Source organism: Agromyces sp. NPDC029043, assembly GCF_055564615.1.
This window is the reverse complement of record NZ_JBVHVX010000016.1, coordinates 34,496-54,997: the sequence shown is the minus strand read 5'-3', so window position 1 is coordinate 54,997 and position 20,502 is coordinate 34,496. Positions and strand designations below refer to the sequence as shown.

General features: G+C 71.5%; 19 protein-coding genes and 1 riboswitch. Of the genes, 5 read left to right on the top strand and 14 right to left on the bottom strand.

Features of this window, described 5'->3' with window-relative positions:
- Positions 1–35: 35 nt before the first annotated feature.
- From ribH to ACZ4TW_RS17490, 6 genes are all read right to left on the bottom strand, one after another.
- Complete coding sequence (ribH, locus tag ACZ4TW_RS17515; RefSeq protein ID WP_465544707.1) at positions 36–506, bottom strand: 6,7-dimethyl-8-ribityllumazine synthase; 471 nt, start codon at positions 504–506, stop codon at positions 36–38.
- Positions 503–1,807 carry a 3,4-dihydroxy-2-butanone-4-phosphate synthase gene (gene ribB, locus ACZ4TW_RS17510; protein ID WP_465544705.1) on the bottom strand — a complete coding sequence of 435 codons (1,305 nt, stop codon included), beginning with the start codon at positions 1,805–1,807 and terminating at the stop codon, positions 503–505. The genes ribH and ribB overlap by 4 nt, the downstream gene beginning before the upstream one ends.
- Positions 1,804–2,457, bottom strand: coding sequence for a riboflavin synthase (locus tag ACZ4TW_RS17505; protein WP_465544703.1), 654 nt, complete (start codon positions 2,455–2,457; stop codon positions 1,804–1,806). Before ACZ4TW_RS17505 ends, ribB begins: the two co-directional genes overlap by 4 nt.
- Before the next feature lies 1 nt (position 2,458).
- Positions 2,459–3,523, bottom strand: coding sequence for a bifunctional diaminohydroxyphosphoribosylaminopyrimidine deaminase/5-amino-6-(5-phosphoribosylamino)uracil reductase RibD (ribD, locus tag ACZ4TW_RS17500; RefSeq protein WP_465544701.1), 1,065 nt, complete (start codon positions 3,521–3,523; stop codon positions 2,459–2,461).
- A 72-nt stretch (positions 3,524–3,595) separates the two neighbouring features.
- Positions 3,596–3,741, bottom strand: a riboswitch (FMN riboswitch).
- Positions 3,742–3,789: 48 nt separating this feature from the next.
- Entirely contained in the window at positions 3,790–4,989 is a 1,200-nt protein-coding gene (locus ACZ4TW_RS17495) for a hypothetical protein (RefSeq protein ID WP_465544699.1), read from the bottom strand.
- A 49-nt stretch (positions 4,990–5,038) separates the two neighbouring features.
- Entirely contained in the window at positions 5,039–6,034 is a 996-nt protein-coding gene (locus tag ACZ4TW_RS17490; protein ID WP_465544697.1) for a sugar-binding transcriptional regulator, read from the bottom strand.
- 123 nt (positions 6,035–6,157) lie between these two features.
- Between ACZ4TW_RS17490 and ACZ4TW_RS17485 the strand changes: the two genes are divergently transcribed.
- From ACZ4TW_RS17485 to glpK, 3 genes are all read left to right on the top strand, one after another.
- A complete protein-coding gene (locus tag ACZ4TW_RS17485) occupies positions 6,158–7,906 on the top strand; it encodes a glycerol-3-phosphate dehydrogenase/oxidase (RefSeq protein ID WP_465544695.1) in 1,749 nt (582 codons plus the stop codon).
- A 119-nt stretch (positions 7,907–8,025) separates the two neighbouring features.
- Positions 8,026–8,784, top strand: a complete 759-nt coding sequence (locus ACZ4TW_RS17480) for an MIP/aquaporin family protein (protein ID WP_465544693.1) — start codon at positions 8,026–8,028, stop codon at positions 8,782–8,784.
- 66 nt (positions 8,785–8,850) lie between these two features.
- On the top strand, positions 8,851–10,365 hold the full coding sequence (gene glpK, locus ACZ4TW_RS17475; RefSeq protein ID WP_465544691.1) for a glycerol kinase GlpK: 1,515 nt from the start codon (positions 8,851–8,853) through the stop codon (positions 10,363–10,365).
- Positions 10,366–10,459: 94 nt separating this feature from the next.
- Here the strand turns inward: glpK and ACZ4TW_RS17470 are convergent, their stop codons facing one another.
- The 8 genes from ACZ4TW_RS17470 to sdhC all read right to left on the bottom strand — a co-directional run bounded on the left by ACZ4TW_RS17470 (position 10,460) and on the right by sdhC (position 18,116).
- Positions 10,460–11,206, bottom strand: a complete 747-nt coding sequence (locus tag ACZ4TW_RS17470; protein ID WP_465544689.1) for an HAD family hydrolase — start codon at positions 11,204–11,206, stop codon at positions 10,460–10,462.
- 53 nt (positions 11,207–11,259) lie between these two features.
- Positions 11,260–12,270 (bottom strand): tryptophan--tRNA ligase, encoded by a 1,011-nt coding sequence (gene trpS, locus ACZ4TW_RS17465; RefSeq protein WP_465544687.1) that lies wholly within the window; start codon positions 12,268–12,270, stop codon positions 11,260–11,262.
- Between the two features lie 22 nt (positions 12,271–12,292).
- Positions 12,293–13,129, bottom strand: coding sequence for an exodeoxyribonuclease III (locus ACZ4TW_RS17460; protein ID WP_465544685.1), 837 nt, complete (start codon positions 13,127–13,129; stop codon positions 12,293–12,295).
- Between the two features lie 44 nt (positions 13,130–13,173).
- On the bottom strand, positions 13,174–14,526 hold the full coding sequence (locus tag ACZ4TW_RS17455; RefSeq protein ID WP_465544683.1) for a YihY/virulence factor BrkB family protein: 1,353 nt from the start codon (positions 14,524–14,526) through the stop codon (positions 13,174–13,176).
- A 125-nt stretch (positions 14,527–14,651) separates the two neighbouring features.
- Complete coding sequence (locus ACZ4TW_RS17450; RefSeq protein WP_465544681.1) at positions 14,652–15,419, bottom strand: succinate dehydrogenase iron-sulfur subunit; 768 nt, start codon at positions 15,417–15,419, stop codon at positions 14,652–14,654.
- Position 15,420: 1 nt separating this feature from the next.
- Complete coding sequence (sdhA, locus tag ACZ4TW_RS17445) at positions 15,421–17,226, bottom strand: succinate dehydrogenase flavoprotein subunit (RefSeq protein ID WP_465544815.1); 1,806 nt, start codon at positions 17,224–17,226, stop codon at positions 15,421–15,423.
- Positions 17,227–17,236: 10 nt separating this feature from the next.
- Positions 17,237–17,683 carry a succinate dehydrogenase hydrophobic membrane anchor subunit gene (locus tag ACZ4TW_RS17440; protein WP_465544679.1) on the bottom strand — a complete coding sequence of 149 codons (447 nt, stop codon included), beginning with the start codon at positions 17,681–17,683 and terminating at the stop codon, positions 17,237–17,239.
- A gap of 10 nt (positions 17,684–17,693) precedes the next feature.
- Positions 17,694–18,116 carry a succinate dehydrogenase, cytochrome b556 subunit gene (sdhC, locus tag ACZ4TW_RS17435; protein ID WP_465544677.1) on the bottom strand — a complete coding sequence of 141 codons (423 nt, stop codon included), beginning with the start codon at positions 18,114–18,116 and terminating at the stop codon, positions 17,694–17,696.
- A 138-nt stretch (positions 18,117–18,254) separates the two neighbouring features.
- Here sdhC and ACZ4TW_RS17430 point away from each other — a divergent pair, with 138 nt between their 5' ends.
- Positions 18,255–19,373, top strand: a complete 1,119-nt coding sequence (locus ACZ4TW_RS17430; protein ID WP_465544675.1) for a mannose-1-phosphate guanylyltransferase — start codon at positions 18,255–18,257, stop codon at positions 19,371–19,373.
- 21 nt (positions 19,374–19,394) lie between these two features.
- Positions 19,395–20,456: a BMP family lipoprotein gene (locus ACZ4TW_RS17425; RefSeq protein ID WP_465544673.1), complete on the top strand. Its 1,062-nt coding sequence runs from the start codon at positions 19,395–19,397 to the stop codon at positions 20,454–20,456.
- Positions 20,457–20,502 lie beyond the last annotated feature (46 nt).

Sequence of the window (20,502 nt, the reverse complement as noted above, 5' to 3'; positions counted from 1 at the left end):
GCCGCGGAAACCCATCGAAAGTCGGATGCCGCGACTCAGGCGCGCAGGCCGCGCAGGAGGTTCGCCGTCGCGATCGCGGCCTCGGCCGCCTCGCGACCCTTGTCCTCCTTCGAGCCCGGCAGGCCGGCGCGGTCGAGGCCCTGCTGCTCGTCGTCGAGGGTGAGCACGCCGAAGCCCACCGGCTTGCCGGTGTCGATCGCGACGCGCGTGAGGCCGTCGGTCGCCGCCGACGACACGTACTCGAAGTGGGGCGTGCCGCCGCGGATGATGACGCCGAGCGCCACGACCGCGTCGGCGCCCGCCTCGAGCGTCGCCTTCGAGACGACGGGCAGCTCGAAGCTGCCCGGCACGCGCACGAGCTCGAACGAGGCGCCGGCCGACTCGAGCGTGCGGGTCGCACCCGCGATGAGCCCGTTCGTGATCTCGTCGTGCCAGCTGCCGGCGACGATGACCACGCGCAGGCCGCGCCCGTCGACGTCGAGTTCGGGGGATCCGGCTCCGCTCATGATGCGTGTCCTCTCAGGAGTTCGTCGGCAGCCGCCTCGGTGAGCTGCCCGTCGTCGATCGCGTGTCCCATGCGGGTGCGCTTGGTCTCGAGGTAGCCCGCGTTCACTGCGCCGACGCCCACGACGAGCGGCAGGCGGTCGGCCACGCGGATGCCGTGCGACTCGAGCTGGCGCACCTTCTCGGGGTTGTTCGTGAGCAGGCGCACGCGCTCGACGCCGAGGTCGTCGAGGATGGCGCTGGCGGCCGTGTAGTCGCGCGCGTCGATCGGCAGGCCCAGGGCGAGGTTCGCGTCGAGCGTGTCGAGCCCGCCCTCCTGCAGCCGGTACGCGCGCAGCTTGTTGATGAGCCCGATGCCGCGGCCCTCGTGGCCGCGGAGGTACACGACCACGCCGCCCCGCTCGGCGATCGTCGCGAGCGCCGTGTCGAGCTGGGGCCCGCACTCGCACTTGAGCGACCCGATCGCCTCGCCCGTCAGGCACTCGGAGTGCACGCGCGCGATCGCGCCGGCCGGGTCGTTCGCCGGATCGCCGGCGATGATCGCCAGGTGGTCGGCGCCCGTGTTGCGGTCGCGGTACGCGCGGACCCGGAACGTGCCGTGCACCGTCGGCAGGTTCGTCTCGACCTCGAACTGCACGCGCGGCGACTCCGCGATCGGCTCGGGCGCCTCGCCCGCGCCAAGGTCCTGGCCGGCGTGCCACTCGTGCAGCCACGCGATGAGCGCCTCGACCGTCGTGACGGGCAGGCCCTCGCGCTCGGCGAACGTGATCAGGCGGGGAAGGCGCATCATCTCGCCGTCGTCGTCGACGAGCTCGCCGATGACGCCGACGGGCGAGAGCCCCGCCAGGCGCATGAGATCGACCGCGGCCTCGGTGTGCCCCGCGCGCTCGCGCACGCCGCCCTCGACCGCGCGCAGCGGCAGGATGTGGCCGGGGCGGATAAGCTGCTCGGGCGTCGCCTCCGGGTCGGCGAGGATCCGCAGCGTGTGCGCGCGATCCGACGCCGAGATGCCCGTCGAGATGCGATCCGCGGCGTCCACCGACACGGTGTACGCCGTGCCGCGCGAGTCCTCGTTGCGCTCCACCATGAGCGGCAGGCCCAGCCGGTCGGCGATCGCGTTCGGCATCGGCGCGCAGAGGTAGCCGCTCGTGTGCCGCACCATCCACGCGATCCACTCCTGGGTCGCGAACTCGGCGGCCATGATCGCGTCGCCCTCGTTCTCGCGGCCCTCGTCGTCGGCCACGATCACGGGCTTGCCCGCGCGCAGCGCGTCGAGCACCTCGGGGATCGTCGCGAGGCTCATCGGGCACCCCCGATCGGCTCGGCCACGGACGACGGCAACGAGTGGTGCGCGTCCAGGCGCAGCATCCGCTGCACGTGACGCGCCAGCACGTCGGTCTCGAGGTTGACCCGGTCGCCCGGCTCGAGCCGGCCCAGGGTCGTCGCCGCGAGCGTCTCGGGGATGAGCGACACCTCGAACCACGAGCCATCCGCCTCGTCGCCGAGGCCCGACACCGTGAGCGAGACGCCGTCGACCGCGATCGAGCCCTTGTCGACCACGAGCGCCGCGAGCGCGTCGGGCAGTGAGAAGCGGATGACGCGCCACTGCTCGCCCGGACGCACCTCGAGCACCTCGGCGGTGCCGTCGACGTGCCCCTGCACGATGTGCCCGCCGAGCCGGTCGCCCACGAGCGCCGCGCGCTCCAGGTTGACCGGTCGGCCCTCGGCGACCTCGTCGAGCGTCGACATCCGCAGCGTCTGCGCCATCACGTCGGCGGTGAAGGTGGCGGCGTCGGAGTCGACCACGGTCAGGCACACGCCCGAGACCGCGATCGAGTCGCCGTGCCGGACGCCCTCGACCACCTTCGGCCCGCGCACGGTCAGCCGCAGCACGTCGGCGAGCGACTCGACGCGCGCGACCTCGCCGAGCTCCTCGATGATTCCGGTGAACATGTCAGGCCCTTCCTGAGGTGGGGATGTCGTCGTGCGAGGCGGCGCGCGGCCGCGCGACGACGAGCAGGTCGTCGCCGAGTCGCACCAGGTCGGTGAAGTCGAAGCGGAGCGCGTCGGCGATGGACGCGATGCCGAGGTCGTCGATCGCGGTCCGCGGGCCGCCGATCAGCGCGGGCGCGAGGTAGACGAGCAGCTCGTCGGCGTAGCCGGCCTTCAGGAACGCGCTCGCGAGCGTCGGGCCGCCCTCGATGAAGAGCGAGCGGATGCCTCGGCGCTGGAGCTCCGCGAGGTCGGCCGCGAGGTCGGACCCCTGCATCCGGATCGCCTCGTGCGGGTGCCGTTCGATCGCGGCGCCGGCGGGCACGTCGCGGCGGCCGAAGACGACCGGGATCGGCTGCGTGTCGAAGAGCTCGCCGTCGGCGTCGCGCGCGGTGAGCGCCGGATCGTCGGAGAGCACGGTGCCCGTGCCCACCGCGATGGCGTCGGATGCCGCGCGGCGCAGGTGCACGTCGGCGCGCGCCTCGGCGCCCGTGATCCACCGGCTCGTGCCATCCGCCGCCGCCGCACGGCCGTCGAGGCTCGACGCCCACTTCACCGTGATGCGCGGACGCCGGTTGCGGGCGGAGAACAGCCAGTCCTCGAGGAACGCCTCGACCTCGTCGGCGAGCACTCCGCCGGTCACGTCGACACCCGCGGCGCGGAGCGTGCGAGCGCCGCCGGACGAGTGGTCGCCGGGATCGTCGACCGCGTACACGACGCGTGCGACGCCGGCCTCGACGAGGGCGTGGGCGCACGGGCCGGTGCGACCCACGTGGTTGCACGGCTCGAGCGTGACGATCGCCGTCGCTCCGCGCGCCGCGCCCGGCGGCAGCGTCGAGAGCGCGTCGACCTCGGCGTGCGGCGTGCCCGCGCCCCGATGCCAGCCCTCGGCGAGCACCTCGCCGGCGGGGGAGAGGATGACGCATCCCACGCGCGGGTTCACGCCTCGAGCCGGGCCGCGCTCGGCCAGCTCGAGCGCCCGGCGCATCACCGCGGCGTCGGTCGCCGCCTGCGTCGCCGTGGACATCGGTCGCCTGCCTTCCAGGCTCCGGGACTCCCGGCAGCGCCGGAAACGCCGACGACGCCCACGGCGTCGCCGACACGTGCCGCCTCCCATCCGGACTTTCACCGTCGGTACCGGAGTTCCACCGGTTCAACCGCTCGCGCGCGACCGGACGGCCACGCGCTCCCGGCTCGCGGACTTTCACCGCCGGTTCGGACTTGCACCGACCCCGGAGCACGTTTCGTGTTCGATTCTAGGTCAACGCCGAACGGTCGGACGTATTCCCGCCGTCAGCGGCACTGGGCCGCGACGGCGATCTGCGCGTCGGACGGCCGACCGTACGCCTCGATCCCGGCTCCGGGCAGGTCGTACCCCATGCCGATCGCCCACGCCGTGGCCCACGCCTCGTGGTCGGATCCGGACTCGGCGAAGAGGCCTCGACACGCCTCGCGGACCACCTGCGTGTGCCCCACCTCGTGGACGACGACGGCCTTCGCGTTCGGGTCGAACGCCCACGCCGCCTCGATGCTCTCGCTCAGCGTGATGAGGCCCCACTCCGCGCCGTCGACCCCGAACTCCGCGGTTCCGGCGTACCAGGCGTCGCTCGTCACGCCGGCGACCTCGTAGGCCCATGCGAAGTCGAGGGCGACGCCGTTCGCGATCGACCGGGCGAACGCCTCGATCTCGGCCCGGACCGGGTGCTCGGCCGCACGTGCGACCTCGGCGGCGTGCGAGGCCCGCACGTCGGCGACCGCGGTCGCGAGCGCGGTGAACCCGCCGGCGCCCGTGGTCGGCACGCCGGTCGTGCCCGTGCCGTCGACGAGCTGCTGCAGCGCCTGCCGGGTGTCGAACGTCGCCGACGGGTTCGCGGCGAGCTCGGCCCGCGCGACCTCGCGGGCGCCGTCGATGAGGGTCGCGGTGGCCGCGTCGACCTCGTCGCGGGCGTCCTCGACGGCGTCGGTCGCCGCCTCGCTCGAGACGGCGGCCGCGATGCGTTCCGGCACGAGCTCGGAGATCTCCCACAGGTCGGCGTAGCGCTCCCACGCGGGCACGACGGCGTCGGGCGCCGCGAGGTCGACGATGCCGAGCGGCGCCGCGCCCGCGCCCGTGGCCGTGCCCGGCTCGAGCGCCGCCCGGAGCCCCTCGAGCGCTCCCGCCAGCGCGATGCGGTCCTCCTCGCGCACGAGGTCGGGCGTGAGCACCGCCTCGAGCGCCTCGGTGCCGGCGACCGCCGACGTCCCGCTCGCGACCGCCTCGTCGTGCGCCGCGGACGCGCCGTCGTGCCGCGCGTCGGCCGCGACCCAGGCCGGCCAGAGCTGCCGGTGCAGCTCGGCCGCGAGGACGTGGTGCCCGATCCCGGCCACGAGGATTCCGATGACGACCGCGATCACCGCGATCGGGCCCGTGCCGAGGCGGGGCGGCGCCGGTGCCGGCGCAGGAGGGGACGCCGGCGCGGGGTCCGGTGCGGTCGGGCGGAGCAGGTCGGTCATCCGACCGTCACGCTACCTCGCGCCGCCCGGCGCCGGGGTCACGATCGCGTCACGCCGCATCGACGAGGCCGCGCGCCGTGCCCTCGTCGACGATCAGGTCGGTGACCAGTCCCGCCGCGAGCGCCCCGGTCAGGCCCGGCAGCTTCGCCCGCCCCGAGACCACGCAGATGCGTCGAGGTGCCCGCCGCAGCGTCGCGAAGTCGGGCCCCGTGCCGCGGGCGTTCATCGCGATGCCGTCGGTCGAGCCGTCCGCCCGGTAGAAGACGGTCGCGACGTCGCCCACGACGCCGTCGCGGGAGAGCGCCTCGTAGTCCGCCCGCTCGAGGTAGCCGCCCTGGTACACGTGGCTCGGCACCTCGGCGAACGGCGAGCCGATGCCGAAGATCGCGACATCCATCGCCGCCTGCAGGTCGAGCAGCCGCCTCGTGCTGCGCTCGCGCCAGAACGCCTGCTTGGTGGCGGGGTCGTCGAAGAACGCGGGCACGGGGAACTGCTGCACGCGCGCGCCGAAGGCGTCGCCGAACCGGCGCAGCAGCTCCGACGCGTACAGGATGCCGGTCGTGCGCAGGTTGCCGGCGCCGTTGAGCTGCACGATCTCGGAGTTGTGCGTCGCCTTGGGTGCCAGGTGCCGGCTCATCGCGCTCATGGTCGAGCCCCACGCGACGCCGATGGTCTGGTTCGAGTCGATGAAGCGGCTGAGAATCCGTGCAGCCGAGAGCGCGACCCGCTCGAGCCGATCGACGTCGCTCGCGTGGTCGGGAACGGGCACGACGTGCCCCGAGACCTCGTGGCGTTCCAGGATCTCCTGCTCCAGACGGCTCGGCAGGTCGAGCGGCGAGTGGATCGAGATCTCGACGAGCCCGGTCGCGCGCGCGTGGCTCAGCAGGCGCGACACCGAGGAACGCGAGGTGTGCAGCTCCTTCGCGATGGCGTCCATCGTGAGGTCCTGCAGGTAGTAGAGGTGCGCCGCTCGCAGCGCGTCGCGGGTCTTGCCCGAGGGCAGCTCGCCGTCGAGCGCCGGCCCCGCGGCATCCGTCACCGTCATCGTCGACTCCTCTGCACATATGTTCAATCGGCTTGCAAGCATGTGCGCTCATGCCCACGATGTATTCATCCACAGCCGGCCCGCCTCCGCAAGCCGGCGTGATCGAAGCTCGAAAGGACAGCGATGTCGCCCACCACGTCGACGACGACCCACCCGAACCGCCGGCCTCGCGCGCGTGCCGAGGTGTCGGCGCTGCGCGCCCGACCCACCGCCGAGGTCGTGATCATCGGGGGTGGCATCAACGGGATCGCCACGTTCCGCGACCTCGCCCTGCAGGGCGTCGACGTCGTGCTCGTCGAGCGCGACGACTTCGTCTCGGGTGCCTCGTCGGCGTCGAGCCACATGATCCACGGCGGCATCCGCTACCTCGAGAACGGCGAGTTCCGTCTCGTGCAGGAGTCGGTGCAGGAGCGCAACGGCCTGCTCAGGATCGCGCCGCACTACGTCAAGCCGCTGCGCACGACCGTGCCGATCTTCTCGACCTTCTCGGGCGTCCTCTCCGCGCCCCTGCGGTTCCTGACGCACCGGCAGGGCGCGCCCACCGAGCGCGGCGCGGCCCTCATCAAGGCCGGCCTCACGATCTACGACGCATTCTCGCGGGACGGCGGCAGCGTGCCGCGCCATCGGTTCCTCGGCCGCACGCGTTCGCTCCAGGAACTGCCCGCGCTGAATCCCGACCTGAAGTACACCGCGACGTACTACGACGCGAGCATGCACGATCCCGAGCGGCTCGCCCTCGACGTGCTGTTCGACGGGCTCGCGGCCGGCCCGCACGCCCGCGCGGCGAACCACCTCGAGGCGGTCGGGTTCGGTGCGCACGGCGTGCGGGTTCGCGATGCGGTCACGGGTGACGAGTTCGACCTCGCCGCCGACGTCGTCGTCAACACCTCCGGCCCGTGGACCGACCTGACCAACGGGCAGCTCGGCCGGGAGACCCGCTTCATGGGCGGCACCAAGGGCTCCCACATCGTGCTCGACCACCCCGAGCTGCTCGAGGCGACCGGCGGCCGCGAGATCTTCTTCGAGCACGAGGACGGCCGCATCGTGCTCATCTACCCGCTCAAGGGACGCGTGATGGTCGGCACGACCGACCTCGAGCACGACATGCGCGAGCCCGCGGTGTGCACCGAGGAGGAGGTCGACTACTTCTTCGACCTCGTCGCGCACGTCTTCCCGGGCATCCGCGTCGACCGCACGCAGATCGTCTACCGCTTCTCGGGCGTGCGGCCGCTGCCGCGCCACGACGACACCCAGCCGGGCTTCGTGAGCCGCGACTACCGCATCGAGCGAGCGGATGTCGCGCAGCGCCCGGGCACGACGCTGCTGAGCCTCGTCGGGGGCAAGTGGACCACGTTCCGCGCGCTCGCCGAGCACCTCGCCGACGAGGTCCTCGAACTCCTCGGCCGCCCGCGCGTGCGCTCCACGAAGGGCCTGGCGATCGGCGGCGGCGCCGGATACCCGACGACGGATGACGCGCGGCTCGTGTGGATCGCCGGACACGGCGACGGGGTCGGGCGGGCCCGCGCCGAGGCGCTGCTCGATCGGTACGGCACCCGAGCCGAGGCGCTGGTCCGCGAGGTGGAGGGCGGACCCGAGACGCCGCTCGCCGGGCACGACGGCTACAGCCGCGAGGAGATCGAGTGGCTGGCCCGGAACGAGCGCGTCGTGCACCTCCCCGACCTGGTGCTCCGTCGCACGAGCCTCGCGTTCACCGGCGCGCTCACGCCCCTGCTGCTCGATGAGCTCGCGGAGGTCGTCGGCGACGAGCTCGGGTGGGATGCCGCGACCCGCCGCGCCGAGATCGAGGCGACGCGGCGCGTGCTCGCCGACCGCCACGGCGTCGTGCTCGGGGCGACGGCGCTGGTCGAGTAACCCGCTGCCAACTTGCACAGACGTGCACCGCGGACCGCCGCTTTCCGGCCGATTCCGCGGGTACGTTTCATCGGGGCCGCGCGGATGCGGCATCCCCGCTTCAACGAAAGAAGGTCAATGTGGACAATCTCGGTGTCGTGTTCCTCTCGGAACTCGTCGGCACGGCCATGCTCGTGCTGCTCGGCTGCGGCGTCGTCGCCAACGTCGCGCTCGCGAAGAACAAGGGCCACGGCGGTGGCTTCCTGATGGTGAACTTCGGCTGGGGCCTCGCGGTCTTCGCCGGCGTGATCGTCGCGTACGCCTCCGGCGCGCACCTCAACCCCGCCGTCACGCTGGGACTGGTGGCCAACGGCGCGACCGAGTTCGGGCAGGGCGTGCCGGTCGACGCGGTCTCGGTGCTCACCTACATCTCGGCCCAGCTGCTCGGCGCCTTCCTCGGCGCGATCGTCGCCTGGCTCGCCTACAAGCAGCACTTCGACGCCGAACCCGAGCCCGCCACCAAGCTCGGCGTGTTCTCGACCGGTCCCGCCATCCGCTCGTACGGCTGGAACCTCGTCACCGAGATCATCGGCACGTTCGTGCTGGTCTTCGTCGTCATCGGCTTCGGCCGACAGGGCGACGCCTCCGGCCTCGCGGCGCTCGGCGCCCTCCCCGTCGCCCTCCTCGTGGTCGGCATCGGCGCCTCGCTCGGTGGCCCGACCGGATACGCGATCAACCCGGCCCGCGACCTCGGCCCCCGGATCGCGCACGCCATCCTCCCGATCACGGGCAAGGGCGGCAGCGACTGGTCCTACTCGTGGGTGCCCGTCGTCGGCCCGATCATCGGCGGCGTGCTCGCCGGCTGGGCCGCGATCCCGCTGCTGCCGCTGCTCGGCTGACGCCGCGGCATCCGGCCCGATCCCCGACATCCCCTCACCCAATCACTGAAGCAACGGAGTTCTCAGATGGCTGACCACATCCTCGCGATCGACCAGGGCACCACCTCGTCGCGCGCGATCATCTTCGACAAGAAGGGCTCGATCGTCTCGACCGGGCAGCTCGAGCACGAGCAGATCTTCCCCAGGGCCGGCTGGGTCGAGCACGACCCGATGGAGATCTGGCGCAACACGCGCGAGGTCATCGGGCAGGCGCTCGGCAAGGCCGACCTCACCCGGCACGACATCGCTGCCGTGGGCATCACGAACCAGCGCGAGACCGCGGTCGTGTGGGACAAGAACACCGGCGAGCCGGTCTACAACGCGATCGTGTGGCAGGACACGCGCACGCAGCCGATCGTCGACCGCCTCGCCGCCGATGGCGGCGTCGAGCGCTTCAAGCACACCGTGGGGCTGCCGCTGGCGACCTACTTCTCGGGCACCAAGATCGTCTGGATCCTCGAGAACGTGCCCGGCGCACGTGAGAAGGCGGAGGCCGGCGACCTGCTCTTCGGCACGACCGACACGTGGGTGCTGTGGAACCTCACGGGCGGCACCGAGGGCGGCGTGCACGCGACGGATGTCACGAACGCGAGCCGCACGCTGTTCATGGACCTCGAGACGCTCCAGTGGAGCGACGAGATCCTCGGCATCTTCGGCGTGCCGCGCTCGATGATGCCCGAGATCCGCTCCTCCTCCGAGGTGTACGGCACGGTCGAGCCCTCGAGCCTGCTCCGTGAGACGCCCATCGCGGGCATCCTCGGCGACCAGCAGGCGGCGACGTTCGGCCAGGCGGCCTTCGCCGCCGGCGAGGCGAAGAACACCTACGGCACCGGCAACTTCCTCATCTTCAACACGGGCGAGGAGATCGTCCACTCGAAGAACGGCCTGCTCACCACCGTCGGCTACAAGCTCGGCGACCAGCCCGTGCACTACGCGCTCGAGGGCTCGATCGCGGTCACCGGGTCGCTGATCCAGTGGCTGCGCGACAACGTCGGCCTCATCTCCTCGGCCGCCGAGGTCGAGGAGCTCGCCAAGACCGTCGACGACAACGGCGGCGCGTACTTCGTGCCCGCCTTCTCCGGACTGTTCGCGCCCTACTGGCGTCCCGACGCGCGCGGCGCGCTCGTCGGCCTGACCCGCTACGTGCACAAGGGGCACATCGCGCGGGCGGCGCTCGAGGCCATCGCGTTCCAGACCCGGGATGTCGTGGACGCCGTGAACGCCGACGCGGGGATCGACCTCACGGAACTGCGCGTCGACGGCGGGGCGACGGCCAACGACACGCTGCTGCAGTTCCAGGCCGACATCCTCGGCGTTCCGGTCGTCCGACCGGTCGTCGCCGAGACGACCGCGCTCGGCGCCGCGTACGCGGCCGGCCTCGCCGTCGGGTTCTGGGCCGACCTCGACGACCTCGCGAAGAACTGGCAGGAGGACCGCCGCTGGGAGCCCGCCATGGACGCGGGCGAGCAGGGCCGGCTGCTCCGCAACTGGAGGAAGGCCGTCACGAAGACGCTCGACTGGGTCGACGACGACGTCAGCTAGTTCCACTCCGGTGGTCGAGGAGCACCGGTCGCGGGCCCGAGCGGATCGAAACCCGCGCACAGCGCGTCTCGATCCGCGTGCGGGCTCCGCCGCGCTACTCGACCACCGGGCCCAGCCGCTCCGCGAGCAGGGCGGGCAGCTCGGCGAGCGTGCGGATCTGGAGCACACCGGCCGCCGCGGCGTCGGCGGCCTCGGCCTCGGCCGGTCGCTCGCCTGTTCGGTTGAGCCAGACGCCGACGAGGCCGGCGCGAGCCGCCCCGATCGCGTCGGTGCGGAGCCGGTCGCCCACGTACGCCGCGCGCGACACCGGCGCACCCGAGGCGAACCGCGAGACCGCGGCCTCGAAGATGCGCGCATCGGGCTTGATCACGCCCTCGGACGCCGAGGCGATCAGGTGCTCGATCCGGCCCGGATGGCCGACCTCGAGCCCGAGCCGGACCAGCTTGGCGAGCTGGAACTCCTCCTCGCCGTTCGTGATGATGCCGAACCGCACACCGGGCAGGGTGGTCTCGAGCGCATCGAGCGCCGGCTCGACATCGTCGTGCAGCGACCACGACTCGCGGTACCGCTCGAAGTAGCGGGCGAACCACGCGCCGGCCGCGTCGTCGTCGAGCACCTCGCCGTGCGCGAGTGCGAAGTCGGCGGCGCGCGCCCGCCGCTGCTCCTCGAACGTCAGCTCGCCCGCGAGGTACGAGTGGTAGTGAAGCTCCTCGAGCTCGTGCCACAGCCGCTGCGCCGCCGCGATCTCGGCGTCGTAGCCGCGCTCCCGCAGGTGCAGCACGATGCCGGCGGCCACCGCCTCGCGATGCGCCATGAGCGTGTCGTCGAGATCGAACAGCACGATGGCGCGATCATCGGACGCCCCGCGGGTCGGGGGCCCCGCGACCTCGCCGTTCACCGGCGGCGCAGGAATCCGACGCGCTCGTACACGGTCGCGAGCGTGCGCTCGGCACGCTCGGACGCCTTGTCGGCGCCGATCGCGAGCAGCCGGTCGAGCTCGGCCGGGTCCTCCATCAGCTCGAGCGTGCGCTCGCGGATGGGTGCGACGCGCTCGACCACCGCCTCGGCGAGATCCTTCTTCAGGTCTCCGTAGCCGCGACCGTCGTACTCGGCTTCGAGCTCGGGGATCGTGCGCCCGGAGACCGTCGCGTAGATGTCGAGGAGGTTCGCGATGCCGGGCTTCGCCTGCAGGTCGTAGCGGATCTCGCGCTCGGTGTCGGTCACGGCGCTCCGGATCTTCTTCGCGATGACCTTCGGATCGTCCATCAGGTTGACCAGCCCGTTCGGGCTCGACGCCGACTTCGACATCTTCGCCGTCGGATCCTGCAGGTCGTAGATGCGGGCGGACTCCTTCGGGATGAGCGCATCAGGCACGACGAAGGTGTCGCCGAAGCGCGAGTTGAAGCGGCCGGCGAGGTCGCGGGTGAGTTCGAGGTGCTGCCGCTGGTCGTCGCCGACCGGCACGAGCTGCGTGCCGTAGAGCAGGATGTCGGAGGCCATGAGCACGGGGTAGGTGAAGAGGCCGACCGTGGTGGCCTCGGCGCCGTAGCGGGCCGACTTGTCCTTGAACTGCGTCATGCGGCTCGCCTCGCCGAAGCCCGTGAGCGTGCCGAGCACCCAGGCGAGCTCGGTGTGCGCCAGTACGTGCGACTGCACGAACAGCGTGGACCGTTCGGGGTCGACGCCGGCCGCCAGGTACTGCGCGGCGGTGCGGCGCGTGGCATCGCGCAAGGCCGCGGGGTCTTGCGGCACGGTGATGGCGTGCAGGTCGACGACGCAGTAGATCGGGTCGTGGTCCTCCTGCAGGGCGACCCAGTTCACGAGGGCGCCGAGGTAGTTGCCGAGATGGAGCGAGTCGCCCGACGGCTGCATGCCGGAGAAGACGACGGGGCGTGCGGAGTTCATGCGGTTTCGTGTCCTTGGGGGGTCAGATGGCGTAGTCGACGACGACGGGAGCGTGATCGGACCATCGCCGGTCGTAGGCGTCGGCGCGATCGACCACGTACGAGGCCACGGCGTCGGCGAGCTTCGGCGTGGCGAGCTGGTAGTCGATGCGCCACCCGCTGTCGTTGTCGAACGCCTTGCCGCGCCACGACCACCACGTGTACGGGCCGGGCACGTCGCCCGCGACGCGACGGCCCACGTCGACCCAGCCGAACCCGGCGCCGGCGTTGTACCGCTCGTCGCCCTCGGCGCCCATGAAGCGGTCGAAGTACGCGCGCTCCTCGGGCAGGAACCCGGCGCGCTTGACGTTGCCCTTCCAGTTCTTGATGTCGAGCGTGCGGTGGCCGACGTTGAGGTCGCCCACCACCACGGCCAGTTCGTGGTCGGCGAGCTCCGCCATCCGCTCGCTCATGGCATCGAGGAACCGGTACTTCTCATCCTGCTTGGGCGAGTCGGCCTCGCCCGAGGGCACGTAGCAGCTCACGACGGTGACGATGCGGTCGCCGACCTCGTAGTCGGCCTCGAGCCAGCGACCGGCGGTGTCGTGGTCGTCGGTGCCGAGTTCGACCCGGTGGATGTGCGCGCCCGCTCGGCTCGCGATCGCCACGCCCGCCCGGCCCTTGGCGGTGGCCGGGTCGTGCACGATGCTCCACTCGTCGCCGAGCAGCGCCGCCACGTCGTCGGTCGACGCTCGCACCTCCTGCATGGCGAGGATGTCGACGTCGCGCGAGGCGAGCCAGTCGCCCATGCCGCGCCGGAACGCCGCTCGGATCCCGTTCACGTTGGCAGTGGCGACGCGGAGCGGGGAGGTCGAGGGCATGCCTTCGATCCTAGGCGAGCCCTCCGACCTCGCCCGCCGGTCGGTCAGGTACTCGGACCGCCGGCGTTCCGCCGCGGCGGACGCCGTGTTCCCGGCGGGCGCTGCCCCGCGGCGGCATTGGCCCGCTCGAGGTCGCGCTCCGCGTCGGCCTCCGCCAGCTCGGCGTCAGCGAGCGCGGCCTTCGCCCGAGCGACCCGCCGCTGGGATTGGTAGCGCTGGTACCACGGGCTGTTCTCGAGGGCATCGGCCGCGGCCCGCACGTCGCTCCGGCGTTCCGAGGTGTCGGCCCGGCGGCGCGCGAGCGACGCCTCCGCCTGGCGCTGTGCGTCGGTCACGAGCCGCAGGGTCTCCGCGGCATCCTCGGTCTCGACCGCGACCCACGCCGCGGCGACCAGGATGATGATGCTGGCGATCCGGAACCAGAGCAGGAGGCCGATGAAGACGGTGAACGTCGCGAGGAGGGGATTCTGCGTGGCCAGCCCCACGAGGGTGCCTCCGAGCAGCTGGAGCACCGACAGCGCGGCGGAACCGAGCAGCGATCCGACCCACATCCGCCGCCACGGCACGGCGGCGCCGGAGAGGAACCGGAACAGCACCGCGAGCGCCAGCGTGTCGATCACGAACACCACCGCGATCGAGCCCGCCCGGATCGTGTCGGACGCGATGGCGGAACCGGAGTTGCCCGAGACGCCGAACCAGCCCAGCATGGTCTCGAACAGGGTCGTGGCGACGATCGACAGCGCCGCGGCGATCAGCAGCACCACGCCGAACGCGAGCGCGGCGAGGAAGTCCCGGGTCTTCAGCAGCACGTAGGACCGGTCGTCGCGCGGGAGGCCGAACGTGCTTCGGACCGCCAGCCGGGTGTAGGTGATCCAGTCCGTCGCCGTCCAGATCAGGCCGGCGAGGGCGACCGCACCGGTCAGGCCGAACAGGCTCGTGCTCGTCGTCGCGACCTCGTTGAGCTCCTCGGTGGAGATGATGCCGTTCGGCCCGACGAGCCCCGGCGCATACGTGTTGATGAGCGTGATGAGCGCCTCCAGGGTCTCCTGGTTGGACGTCAGCCAGATCCCCGCCACCGCGAAGGCCACGTACACCGCGGCGAACACGGCGAACAACGACTGGTAGCTCATGCCCGCCGTCAGGAGGAACCCGTTCCGGGAGAGGAAGTGGCGCCAGACCCGGATCGGGAAGAATTCCATGGTGCGGTAGGTCAGCTCGGTCACCTTCGCGATCGGCTCGTCGAAGCGCTCGCGCATGCTTGCGGCGACATCGGCGGCGGTCTCCCGCGGCCGGTCCGTCGATTCGCCGTCGGATGCCTCGGGCGACCCTCCGGCGGCGGGCGCGCGCGGCGCACCGTCGGGCGTTCCGTTCCCGCGCCCCCGATCGCGTTCGCTCACACGCTCACCCTAGCGAGCGGAGGCGCCGACACCGACGGGGCGAAGGGCCCGCATCCGCATGTCGTCACCACAACGGCGGAGGGGTCGGCACCAGGCGCCGACCCCTCCGCGGAAGACGGGCGGGCCTACGGCGTGCCGCGCAGGATCGCCTGCTTGACCTCGGCGATCGCCTTGGTGACCTCGATGCCGCGGGGGCATGCGTCGGTGCAGTTGAAGGTCGTGCGGCAGCGCCAGACGCCCTCCTTGTCGTTGAGGATGTCGAGGCGCACCTTGGCCGCATCGTCGCGCGAGTCGAAGATGAAGCGGTGCGCGTTCACGATGGCGGCGGGGCCGAAGTACTGCCCGTCGGTCCAGAACACGGGGCACGACGAGGTGCACGCGGCGCACAGGATGCACTTGGTCGTGTCGTCGAAGCGAGCGCGCGACGCGACATCCTGCACGCGCTCCTTGCCGGGCTCGGGCGCGGTGCTCGCCTGGAGGAACGGCTGGACCTCGCGGTAGCTCGCGAAGAACGGCTCCATGTCGACGACGAGGTCCTTCTCGAGCGGCAGGCCCTTGATCGCCTCGACGTAGATCGGCTTCGAGATGTCGAGGTCCTTGATGAGCGTCTTGCAGGCCAGGCGGTTGCGGCCGTTGATGCGCATCGCGTCGGAGCCGCAGATGCCGTGCGCGCAGGAGCGGCGGAACGTCAGCGAGCCGTCCTGCTCCCACTTGATCTTGTGCAGCGCGTCGAGCACGCGGTCGGTCGCGTACATCTCGACGTCGAAGTCCTGCCATCGCGGCTCGGTGTCGACATCGGGGTCGAAGCGGCGGATCAGGAACGTGACCGTGAACGACTGCGTGGCGGCATCCGCCGTCGCGGTCGACGACGTCTCGAGGGTGGCGGTCGTCACGTCAGTACTTCCTCTCCATGGGCTGGTATCGGGTGATCGTGACCGGCTTCCAGTCGAGCCGGATGTGGTCGGACGCGATCGACGACTGCGGGTCGCCCGACAGGTAGGCCATCGTGTGCTGCATGAACTTGGCGTCGTCGCGGTCGGGGAAGTCGTCGCGCATGTGGCCGCCGCGGCTCTCCTCGCGGTTCGCGGCGGACTCGACTACGACCTCGGCCAGGTCGAGCAGGAACCCGAGCTCGACCGCCTCGAGCAGGTCGGTGTTGAACCGCTTGCCCTTGTCTTGCACGGCGATGTTGCGGTATCGGTCCCGCAGGCCCGCGATGACGGATGCCACGTGCGCGAGCGACTCGGCCGTGCGGAACACCTGCGCGCCCTTGTCCATCTCGTCCTGCAGCTCCTTGCGGATCGCGGCGATCCGCTCGGTGCCGGCGGAGTCGCGGAGCATCTCGAGCATGCGACGCACGTCGCCCGCGGGGTCGGCCGGCAGCGGCGTGAAGTCGACGCCGGAGTTGACGTACTCGACTGCGTTGCGGCCGGCTCGCTTGCCGAACACGTTGATGTCGAGCAGCGAGTTCGTGCCGAGGCGGTTCGAACCGTGCACCGAGACGCAGGCGCACTCACCGGCGGCGTAGAGGCCGGGCACGACCGTGGTGTTGTCGCGCAGCACCTCGGCGTTGACATTGGTCGGGATGCCGCCCATCGCGTAGTGGGCGGTCGGCATCACCGGCACGGGCTCGTACACCGGGTCGACGCCGAGGTAGGTGCGCGCGAACTCGGTGATGTCGGGGAGCTTGGTCTCGAGGACCTCGGCGCCGAGGTGCGTGCAGTCGAGCAGCACGTAGTCCTTGTGCGGGCCGGCGCCGCGGCCCTCGGCGACCTCCTGGACCATGCACCGGGCGACGATGTCGCGCGGGGCCAGGTCCTTGATGGTGGGGGCGTAGCGCTCCATGAACCGCTCGCCCGAGGCGTTGCGCAGGATGGCGCCCTCGCCGCGCGCACCCTCGGTGAGGAGGATGCCGAGCCCGGCGAGCCCGGTCGGGTGGAACTGGAAGAACTCCATGTCCTCCAGCGGCAGGCCCTTGCGCCAGATGATGCCGACGCCGTCGCCCGTGAGCGTGTGCGCGTTCGACGTGGTCTTGTAGATCTTCCCGAAGCCGCCGGTGGCGAAGATGATGGCCTTGGCCTGGAAGACGTGCAGCTCGCCGGTGGCCAACTCGTACGCGACGATGCCGGAAGGCTGCGGCACGCCGTCGACCTCGGTCATCACCAGGTCGAGCGCGTAGAACTCGTTGTAGAACTCGATGCCCAGCTTCACGCAGTTCTGGAACAGCGTCTGCAGGATCATGTGGCCGGTGCGGTCGGCCGCGTAGCACGCCCGGCGCACCGGCGCCTTGCCGTGGTCGCGCGTGTGCCCGCCGAATCGGCGCTGGTCGATCCGGCCGTCGGGCGTGCGGTTGAAGGGCAGACCCATGTTCTCGAGGTCGATGACCGCGTCGATGGCCTCCTTCGCGAGGATCTCCGCCGCATCCTGGTCGACGAGGTAGTCGCCGCCCTTGACGGTGTCGAAGGTGTGCCACTCCCAGCTGTCCTCCTCGACGTTCGCCAGCGCGGCGGCCATGCCGCCCTGCGCCGCACCCGTGTGGGAACGTGTGGGGTAGAGCTTCGAGATGACGGCGGTCCGCGCGCCCGGGCCGGCCTCGATCGCCGCGCGCATGCCGGCACCGCCCGCGCCGACGATGACGATGTCGTACTGGTGGTGGTGGACGCCGTCGACGACCGTCGTCTCGACGTGGTTCTCGCTGATCACGTGTCTCCTATGCGGCGGGGCAGAACGAGGGGAGGAGCTCAGCCGGCGAGCCGGCGGGGCACGGGTCGAAGGTGAAGATCACGAGCGTGCCGAGCACGAGCAGCACGACGGTCGACAGCAGCAGCGCGCCCTTCAGCACCTTCTGCACCGCCCCGGGGCCCGTGTAGTCGTTCACGATGGTGCGCATGCCGTTGGCGCCGTGGATCAGCGCCAGCCAGAGGATCAGGAGGTCCCAGACCTGCCAGAAGGGGCTCGCCCACTTGCCGGCCACGAAGCCGAAGTCGATGGCCTTCACGCCCTCGCCGTCGATGAGGTTCACGTAGAGGTGGCCGAAGATGAGCACGACGAGCAGGACGCCCGAGGCGCGCATCCAGATCCAGCCCCACTTCTCGAGGTTGACGCCCTTCCGCGGCGCGGGTCGGGCCGGGGTGCGCGGGGATTCGATGGCGGTCATCTCGGCGCTCCTAGTGGCTGAAGACGTTGATCAGGTGCCGCGGGGTGAAGGCCAGCATGGTGATCACCCAGAGCACGACGACGACGTAGAAGAGGACCTTCTGGTTGCGCGTGGCCCACGACCAGAAGTCGACCAGGATGATGCGCAGGCCGTTGAAGGCGTGGAAGACGATCGCGCCCACGAGCGCCACCTCGCCGAGGCCCATGATGGGCGTCTGGTACGTGCCGATCACCGCGTTGTACGCCTCGGGGCTCACGCGCACGAGCGCCGTGTCGAGGATGTGCACGAGGAGGAAGAAGAAGATCGCCACCCCGGTGATGCGGTGCAGCACCCACGACCACATGCCCTCGCGGCCGCGGTACAGCGTGCCGCCCGGCTTCTGCTTCGCCGGCTGCTCGGGTGCGGTCGGGGTCCGTGTCGTCGTTGCGGACATGGACAACCCTCCTGGCGGTGTGCGTCGCCCGACTGTGGGCGTGACGGGACCGATGGCCCGGCTCCGAGTCTATCCCGGCCGCGAGGGTGCTCCGTTCGCCGCCGTGGCGAGGGTACGGGCCACCGCTATCCTGACTGGATGGCACAGGCTCCCCTCGACCGCTTCTACAGCGTGATCCCCGCCGGCGGCGTGGGCTCCCGGCTCTGGCCGCTCTCGAGGGCGGATGCCCCGAAGTTCCTGCACGACCTCACGGGCTCGGGGCAGACGCTGCTGCGCGACACGTGGGACCGCCTGGCCCCGCTCTCGGGCGAGCAGCGCATCATGGTCGTCACCGGACGGGCGCACCGTGCGGCCGTCGAGGCGCAGCTGCCCGAGCTCGCCGACGAGAACATCGTGCTCGAGAGCGAGCCGCGGGACTCCACCGCGGCGATCGGCCTGGCCGCCGCGATCCTCCACCGGCGCGAGCCCGACGTGATCATCGGCTCGTTCGCGGCCGATCACGTGATCTCGGGCTCGACGCTGTTCCGCGAGGCCGTCGCGGGTGCCGTGGCGGCCGCCGACGCGGGGTACATCGCCACGATCGGGATCACGCCCACCGAGCCCGCGGTCGGGTTCGGGTACATCGAATGCGGCGAGCCGCTCGAGATCCCCGGTGCCGAGCACGCCTCGTCGGTGTCCAGCTTCGTCGAGAAGCCCGACCTCGAGACGGCCAGGGGCTACCTCGAGGGCGGCCGGCACCTCTGGAACGCGGGCATGTTCATCGCGCGAGCCGATCGCCTGCTCGAGGAGCTCGCGCTGACCAAGCCCGAGCTGCACGCCGGGCTGGTCGAGCTCGCCGCCGCGTGGGACGATCCCGCCACGCGCGGACCGGCCGTCGACCGGATCTGGCCGACGCTCGAGAAGATCGCGATCGACTACTCCGTGGCCGAGCCCGCCGCCGAGCGGGGCCGGCTCGCGGTCGTCCGCGGGCACTTCCAGTGGGACGACGTCGGCGACTTCGCCTCGCTCGCCAAGCTCAACACCGCCGGCCGCTCGGGCGAGCTGGCGATCCTCGGCGAGCACGCGCGAGTCCTCGCCGACGCGTCGAGCGGCATCGTCGTGAGCCGTGCGAATCGGGTCATCAGCCTCATCGGGGTGACCGATATCGTCGTGGTGGACACGCCCGACGCGTTGCTCGTCACCACGAGCGAGCACGCCCAGCGGGTGAAGGCCGTCGTCGACGCACTGCGTCTCGGCGGATCCAGCGACGTGCTCTAGGCACGGGAAGGCGGTCGACGGATGCCGGTGCGCAGGCCACTCACGTTCGGAGTCGCGCTCGTCGCGGCATCCCTCGCCCTCGCGGGCTGCGGGCAGGCGCCCGAAGGCGGCGACGACGGGGCGCAGGCCGAGGGCTGCGTCCGGATGGTCACCAACTCGGGAGGCCTCGAGGATCGCTCCTTCAACCAGTCGAGCTGGGAGGGCCTCCAGCGGGCCGAGGAGGAGTACGGCATCGAGGCCGAGGCGATCGTGTCGACCGGCGAGACCGATCTCGTCCCGAACGTGCAGCAGGCGGTCGACTCCGGGTGCGAGCTCATCGTGACGGTCGGCTACGAGCTCGCCGACGCCACGCGCGAGCAGGCGGAGGCGAACCCCGACCTCGCGTTCGCGATCGTCGACGAGGTGGTCGAGGCCGAGAACGTGAAGCCGGTCGTGTTCGACACCGCGCAGGCGTCGTTCCTCGCGGGCTACCTGGCCGCGGGCGTCTCCAGGACGGGCGCCGTGGCGACGTTCGGCGGCGGCAACCAGCCCCCGGTCACCCTGTTCATGGACGGCTTCGTCGACGGCGTCGCGAAGTACAACGAGGTGCACGGCACGGCGGTGCGCGCGCTCGGATGGGACAAGCAGGCGCAGGACGGCTCGTTCACCGGCGACTTCGAGGACGTCAACAAGGGCAAGGTGCTCACCGAGGGCTTCATCGACCAGGGCGCCGACGTCATCCTGCCCGTGGCCGGGCAGGTCGGCGAGGGCGCCGCCGCCGCCGCACTGGAACGAGGCGCCACCTCGGTCATCTGGGTCGACAGCGACGGGTACGAGACGCTCCCCGAGGAGTTCCGGCCGGTGCTGCTCACGAGCGTGCTGAAGAACACGCAGCAGGCGATGGTCGAGATCGTCGGCGAGGTCGTCGACGACGCGTTCGCGAACGAGCCGTACGTGGGCACGCTCGAGAACGGCGGGGTCGAGATCGCGCCGTACCACGACCTCGAGTCCCTCGTGCCCCCCGAGTTGCAGGGCGAGATCGAGGGGCTGCGGCAGGCGATCATCGCCGGCGAGCTGGTCGTGGATTCGCCGTCGGCGCCCTGACCCCGGATGCCGCGACCCCCGCTCGGGGGTGACGATGCCTGCTCAT

What these genes read in the sequence shown, in the direction of transcription:
- ribH (WP_465544707.1), bottom strand. Translation starts at nt 506, where the DNA reads ATGAGCGGAGCCGGATCCCCCGAACTCGACGTCGACGGGCGCGGCCTG.
- ribB (WP_465544705.1), bottom strand. Translation starts at nt 1,807, where the DNA reads ATGAGCCTCGCGACGATCCCCGAGGTGCTCGACGCGCTGCGCGCGGGC.
- ACZ4TW_RS17505 (WP_465544703.1), bottom strand. Translation starts at nt 2,457, where the DNA reads ATGTTCACCGGAATCATCGAGGAGCTCGGCGAGGTCGCGCGCGTCGAG.
- ribD (WP_465544701.1), bottom strand. Translation starts at nt 3,523, where the DNA reads ATGTCCACGGCGACGCAGGCGGCGACCGACGCCGCGGTGATGCGCCGG.
- ACZ4TW_RS17495 (WP_465544699.1), bottom strand. Translation starts at nt 4,989, where the DNA reads ATGACCGACCTGCTCCGCCCGACCGCACCGGACCCCGCGCCGGCGTCC.
- ACZ4TW_RS17490 (WP_465544697.1), bottom strand. Translation starts at nt 6,034, where the DNA reads ATGACGGTGACGGATGCCGCGGGGCCGGCGCTCGACGGCGAGCTGCCC.
- ACZ4TW_RS17485 (WP_465544695.1), top strand. Translation starts at nt 6,158, where the DNA reads ATGTCGCCCACCACGTCGACGACGACCCACCCGAACCGCCGGCCTCGC.
- glpK (WP_465544691.1), top strand. Translation starts at nt 8,851, where the DNA reads ATGGCTGACCACATCCTCGCGATCGACCAGGGCACCACCTCGTCGCGC.
- trpS (WP_465544687.1), bottom strand. Translation starts at nt 12,270, where the DNA reads ATGAACTCCGCACGCCCCGTCGTCTTCTCCGGCATGCAGCCGTCGGGC.
- ACZ4TW_RS17460 (WP_465544685.1), bottom strand. Translation starts at nt 13,129, where the DNA reads ATGCCCTCGACCTCCCCGCTCCGCGTCGCCACTGCCAACGTGAACGGG.
- ACZ4TW_RS17440 (WP_465544679.1), bottom strand. Translation starts at nt 17,683, where the DNA reads ATGACCGCCATCGAATCCCCGCGCACCCCGGCCCGACCCGCGCCGCGG.
- sdhC (WP_465544677.1), bottom strand. Translation starts at nt 18,116, where the DNA reads ATGTCCGCAACGACGACACGGACCCCGACCGCACCCGAGCAGCCGGCG.
- ACZ4TW_RS17430 (WP_465544675.1), top strand. Translation starts at nt 18,255, where the DNA reads ATGGCACAGGCTCCCCTCGACCGCTTCTACAGCGTGATCCCCGCCGGC.
- ACZ4TW_RS17425 (WP_465544673.1), top strand. Translation starts at nt 19,395, where the DNA reads ATGCCGGTGCGCAGGCCACTCACGTTCGGAGTCGCGCTCGTCGCGGCA.